This window comes from Luteibacter sp. P4_E6, from assembly GCF_056401535.1.
Genome location: NZ_JBFUJE010000263.1, coordinates 1 through 5,514, shown reverse-complemented (window position 1 = coordinate 5,514; position 5,514 = coordinate 1). Strand labels below are relative to the sequence as shown.

The 5,514-nt window shown below is 63.1% G+C and carries 6 protein-coding genes and 1 tRNA gene; 6 read left to right on the top strand and 1 reads right to left on the bottom strand.

Annotation, left to right across the window (positions count from 1 at the left end; translation table 11 throughout):
• The 6 genes from AC1DT2_RS14915 to AC1DT2_RS14890 form a co-directional block, all read left to right on the top strand.
• The coding region (locus AC1DT2_RS14915) for a sensor histidine kinase (protein WP_477297148.1) at positions 1-1,254 on the top strand (1,254 nt) is incomplete at its 5' end.
• Positions 1,255-1,331: 77 nt separating this feature from the next.
• The gene (locus AC1DT2_RS14910; protein ID WP_477297146.1) at positions 1,332-2,276 is read left to right on the top strand and encodes a VTT domain-containing protein; all 945 of its coding nucleotides are present in this window, start codon (positions 1,332-1,334) and stop codon (positions 2,274-2,276) included.
• Positions 2,277-2,342: 66 nt separating this feature from the next.
• Positions 2,343-2,418, top strand: a tRNA-Lys gene (locus AC1DT2_RS14905).
• 367 nt (positions 2,419-2,785) lie between these two features.
• Positions 2,786-3,715, top strand: a complete 930-nt coding sequence (locus AC1DT2_RS14900) for a hypothetical protein (RefSeq protein WP_477297145.1) — start codon at positions 2,786-2,788, stop codon at positions 3,713-3,715.
• Between the two features lie 128 nt (positions 3,716-3,843).
• The gene (locus tag AC1DT2_RS14895) at positions 3,844-4,212 is read left to right on the top strand and encodes a hypothetical protein (protein WP_477297143.1); all 369 of its coding nucleotides are present in this window, start codon (positions 3,844-3,846) and stop codon (positions 4,210-4,212) included.
• A 55-nt stretch (positions 4,213-4,267) separates the two neighbouring features.
• Positions 4,268-4,780 (top strand): hypothetical protein, encoded by a 513-nt coding sequence (locus AC1DT2_RS14890; protein ID WP_063571780.1) that lies wholly within the window; start codon positions 4,268-4,270, stop codon positions 4,778-4,780.
• Positions 4,781-4,784: 4 nt separating this feature from the next.
• Here the strand turns inward: AC1DT2_RS14890 and queC are convergent, their stop codons facing one another.
• Entirely contained in the window at positions 4,785-5,468 is a 684-nt protein-coding gene (gene queC, locus AC1DT2_RS14885) for a 7-cyano-7-deazaguanine synthase QueC (RefSeq protein WP_477297142.1), read from the bottom strand.
• Between the last annotated feature and the right edge of the window lie 46 nt (positions 5,469-5,514).

Here is a 5,514-nt window from a genome sequence, read left to right as displayed (position 1 = left end):
TCCGGCGAAGCGCGAACGGTCGCACGCATCCAGGCCATCCGGCTGGGCGCATCCATGGACGCCGCGACGAACGACGAAGCCGTTCGCTATGCACTGACGCGCGCGCTGTCACGCAGCGCGCCTACCGAAAGCCTCACGCTTCGCCGTGACGACGCGCCGGACCTGGTCATCGACAGCGGACGACACGTACCTTCCGGACGTGCGTTGCGCGTCCGCCTCAATACGCCACTGGGTGAACTCGAAACGGTTTCCGATGCGACCTCCCTGCACGAGCGGCGCGCCGCCGCTGCTTTCATGACATTGTTGCTGTGCTGCGGGGTGCTTGCGGCGTTCCTGTTCACGCGGCGGGCGCTGGAACGCGATGTCATCGAGCCCATCGAAGGCATGCGCGATCGTATCGACGCCTTCCTCCATCCGCGCCAGGCGAAACCCATGGCAGGTGGCGTTGGCGAACTTGCCACCATCGACGCACTGCTCGACGAATTGGTCGACCTGCGGCGACGCCACGACATGGCCATGTCCGACGCGCTCCGCCAACGGTTGCAGGATATCGCGCGACACACGCGCTTCATCGAGCAGGTCGGCGACCACTTCCGCCAGCCGCTACAGGCACTTTCCCTGTTCGTCGCTGGTATGCAGCCGGGCGAGGACCTGCGGCAGCGCGCGGTGCTCGGCCAGATGCGCACAAGCCTTACGCGGCTCAACGAACTTCTCGACGGCTTGCTTGCCATGGCACGCTTCGATGCGGGCGCCGTGGAGCCCCGCGCCATCGACCTCATTGCATCGGATCTTTTCGTGCGAGAGCGGGCAGCCATCGACGAAGACGCCAGCCGCCTCGGTGTCGACGTGCATTGGCGTGGGGGCCGCCTGCCCCTCCACGGCGATCCGGCTCTGCTGGGTGAACTGCTTCATCGCCTGGTGGCGAATGCCGTCATCAGCACGCCGAACGGCCGCGTACTGGTTGCCGCGCGACGCCGTGGCGATGCCGTGCGACTGGAGGTCCGGGATAACGGCATGGGCCTGGAACCCATCCAGCAGGAGCGCGTGTTCGAAGACTTCACCCGACTTCCCGGCCACGCCGGTTACGGCATCGCGCTGGCCGTGGCCAGGCGCATCGTCGATACCCTCGGAGGCAGCATCGGGGTCCGCTCCCGCCCCGGGCGGGGAACGCTTTTCTGGGTACAGCTCGAGGGCGCTTCTGTTGGCGTTCCCTCGCGAACAGCTCCCACACTGAGCCGCCATCCGGCCCTTTGATCGACAGCCATCTGTCGGCGGCGACCCGACCGGCGTATCGTTACGGAAGTACACAGACCTTTCCGAGGATCACTGTCGTGTCGAGCGTCAATTGGTCTGATACGGCGCCGGTGGTGGCGTTCATCGGCGTGTTCGCGGGGGCGATCGGCCTTCCCGTGCCGGCGATGCCTACCCTGATCGTGGTGGGCAGCACGCTGGTCGCCGCACGCGACCCCGTCCTTATCCTGGCGACGTTCCTCGGTGCCCTTGCAGGCGCCTTCGCCGGCGACGCAGCGTGGTTCCTGACCGGGCGTCGGTTCGGCTACCGCGTACTCGATGGCTTGTGCCGTATTTCGCTTTCCCCCGACACCTGCGTACGCCGCGCCAGTGGTTTTTTCGAGAAGCGCGGGGTCAAGCTGCTGCTGGTGTCGCGGTTCATTCCCGGGCTCTCCCTCGTCGCCATTCCGATCGCCGGCGCCGGCGATACCCGATTCTCCCGCTTCACCCTCTATGACCTGCTTGGCGCGGCGTTGTGGATTTCCGTCGGCTTATCGATCGGCATGCTGTTTTACCGCCAGATCGACGCCGTGCTGGCCACCCTAAAGCAATTCGGTCTCGGTATGGCGGCGCTCGCCCTGATCGGACTGTTGCTATGGGTCGGCTTTCGCTACAGCCGTCGTGCCCTGCTCATCGCACAGTTGCGCAAAAGCCGAATTTCCGTCGACGAACTCTCCGTCCTGCTCGCCAACGAGCCCGGCGCACTGATTGTCGATGTGCGCTCGACCCTCAGCCGCCGCGACGATCCGTTCGTCATCCCAGGCTCGCGCCTGTTCGACCTGGCCACGGCGGATGCCGCACTGGCGACCCTGCCCAGGCACACCTCGGTGGTGATTTACTGCTCGTGCCCGAACGAAGTCTCGGCGGCCAAGGTGGCGGAACGCCTGAGCAAGCTGGGTTTTTCCAACGTCCGCCCGCTTACCGGGGGCATCGGCGCCTGGCGTCAGGCGGGACGTGACGTCGAGGCCATTGTCGCCACGACCTGAACCGCCACGCCGCTCGGGTTGTGCCGCCCCCCATGCGGCCACTAAACTAGCCGGCTTCCCGCGCATGGGTCGTTAGCTCAGTTGGTAGAGCAGCGGACTTTTAATCCGTAGGTCGCCGGTTCGAATCCGGCACGACCCACCATTCGCGCCAGTGAGTCACGTTCAGGTAGGGCATATACCTGACGCTCCAACGAGAAGAAGCCTGAGCTGGCCCGTCCCGCCGATGAAGGAACATGGGCTAATATTTGGCCTGACAGGGAAAGGCGGAGGTACGTCAATGTCTACGAAGCCAATTTCGAAACGCGATAGCTCTGGTCCTTTTGCGACCTTCAGAACTGCGAAGGACGGAGGCATGGCTGTCGATAGGGAAAAACTCCACCAATCGGCTGGATACAAACGACAGGTCGATGCTCTTGTTGAGCTTTCGCGCCAGCTTCATTCGAGGAAGAAGCCTGCATAACGGAATAAGGAAGGGGTACTGGCCCTTTCTTTGTGTTTGAGGATCAAGGATGAATAACGCCGCGTTCGCGTTGCTCGTACTCGCTGCTGGGTACATCGCCGCACGGCGAAGCCTAATCTGGCGGCCGCACGTATTTCGAAGCGACGGGCACGCTCTGTATTTCCTTGTGGTTGTCACCGCGCTTGCCGTTGCCGCATTTAGCGGCCTCGCGCTTCATGAGATCGAGCAGCTACCCCGTGTCGGGACATTTGCTCGCGACTGCCTGGCAAGATTGCTGAAGGCGTTCGGTGCTGAGCCGGCCGCGCAGTCGCTTGGCTCCATAGCACTGGTCTCCGTCCCGACAGCATTCTTGCTGGCGTGGATGCTCAATATTCCGCTGGTGGCGTGCCGTACGTTGCGGGCTGCGCTCCTCATGCGACTGAGCTGCCTTAGCGAACTTGAGGAATTCCTCTGGGCGACCACGTCGAAGCAACTTCCCGTGATGCTCACAATGGCCTCCTCGAAGGTGTACGTCGGATTCGCGATCGACACCTCAACCACGCGTGGCGAGAGGGAATGGGTACGAATCGAGCCTTTCCTCTCCGGCTACCGGGACGATAAGCAAAGCTTTGAACCCGTGACGGATTACACGTGGCTTCATACTGGCTCGGCCGACCCGGCCCAACGATCGATCGAGGAATTTGACATCCTCCTACCGGCTGACGAGATCAGATCGGTGCACGCGTTTGACCTACCGACTTATCTCACCAAATTCAAACAGGCTGAACCATTCGAAGGACCACTTCAGCAAACCCGACCGCCCSGCGAAGTCGCCACAAGCGTCAGCAAGGCAGAGCGCTTCTACATGTTCTATGTTGGAGGCATATTTTCGATGCCCGTGGCCTCTTTCTTCTTCGGTGCGATAGGGCTAGCCACAGGCTTTCTTCTCACTTCTCTGTGCGGGCGAGCGTCCATGCTGGAAGAGACTGACAACCCGTAATCGCAACGGGATATGCGACGTCTGACGCGCAACGCGTTCTTCTCTGACGAAAAACTGGTCAGGATTCTCATGTTTTCGCCGCCTGCCGGGCGGTACCGTTGACTCCTATTCACTAAGCGGGAGTCGACATGCGCCCCTACACCACGAAACACGACGACGATCTCCGGCTCGGGGCTCCGTCGAGCCTCCCCTCAGAGGATGCCTCGAACGCAGGGTCGCTTCGCGAGTGGCTTGCCGTTCTGAGCGAGCGCCTGAGCCACGTGTCGACCGCCGTCCGCGACCTGACGGGACGGACCAGCTTCGTCGACGACAGTACGGCAGACGTCCGTCGCCGCCTCGCCGTCGTCGAAGAACGCCTCAGTCACACCGCCACGAAGTCGTGGGTCCTCGGATGCGCCGTCGGGGTGTTGGCGGCCGGCCYGGCCGGCACACTGGGCGGATTCTGGTGGATCGTTCAGCAATACATCGGGCCGTTGCTGCGCGTTTCGGCCGGCTGAAGCAATCGAGCTAGAATCCTCCCGGCCGCGGAGCGCGGCAATCAGGGGAATCGGGATGAAAGGTTATCTGCTTGGGGCCGCCTTGCTGGCTGTTTGCGCATGGGGCTATCTACAGACAAAGAAGCTGACAGCCAGCGGCATCGAAGCGTTCTACCAGACCGACGCGGAAACGACAGGGCATCACTATACGGACGCATCCTGTGCGGTTCTGGCCGACGATTTCCGCGGCTCGTCGTCAGGAGTGATCAATGGTAGGGCCGTCCCRCAAAGGACAATCGGAAAGCCCGAATTCTGTGACAACATGAAGAAGTTCTCCGACACGCTCGAGAACTTCGAGAAGCGCTCGGGCCGAAGCGCCGAGCCCTCTTACAGCACGGACCTCACTGACACGACCTATGCCGCCGACCATCGCAGCGCCACCGTGCACGTGGCCTACCAGTACAGACTGCTTGGCGGGCGCCTGATGAACGTCCACGGCACGCGTGTGGATACCCTGGTCAAGCGCGATGGCAAGGTGCTCCTGCTCGCCAGCGAGGACCACACCAACGGAACGATCGGCCCCCAGTGACGGCTCAGGCGTAGTGCGTCGGGTCCGGTACGCAGGCCTTGGCGAAGCCCTCCGCGCGGAGGCGGCAGGCATCGCAGTGACCGCAGGCGCGGCCCTGGGCATCGGCCTGGTAGCAGCTCACCGTGGCGGCGAAATCGACACCCAGGCGCATGCCCTCGCGGACGATATCGCCCTTGCCCATCTCCATCAGCGGCGCATGGATACGGATGCCGGCGCCTTCGACGCCAGCCTTGGTGGCCACGTTGGCCAACGACTGGAAGGATTCGATGAAGGCAGGACGGCAATCCGGGTAGCCGGAATAGTCGACGGCGTTGACGCCGCAAAAAATATCGCTCGATCCCAGCACTTCGGCCCAACCCAGCGCAATGGACAGCATGATGGTGTTGCGCGCCGGTACGTAGGTCACGGGGATGCCCGTCCCGCCGTCTTCCGGCACGTCGATGTCGGCGGTGAGCGCCGAGCCGCCAATGCTGCGCAGGTCCACGTGCACGGTCTTGTGCGTGACTGCGCCAAGCATCGTGGCGACGCGCTCCGACGCCTCGAGCTCCGAGCTGTGGCGCTGGCCATAGGCCACGCTCAGTGCGTACACCTCGAAGCCCTGCTCGCGTGCCATGGCGATCGTGACGGCGGAATCCATGCCACCCGACACGAGGATGACGGCCTTGCGGGAGGGGTTCGAAGCGTTCATGGCACTACCTTGATGTTGTCAGTGGCCAGCCGCGTCGTTCCATAGC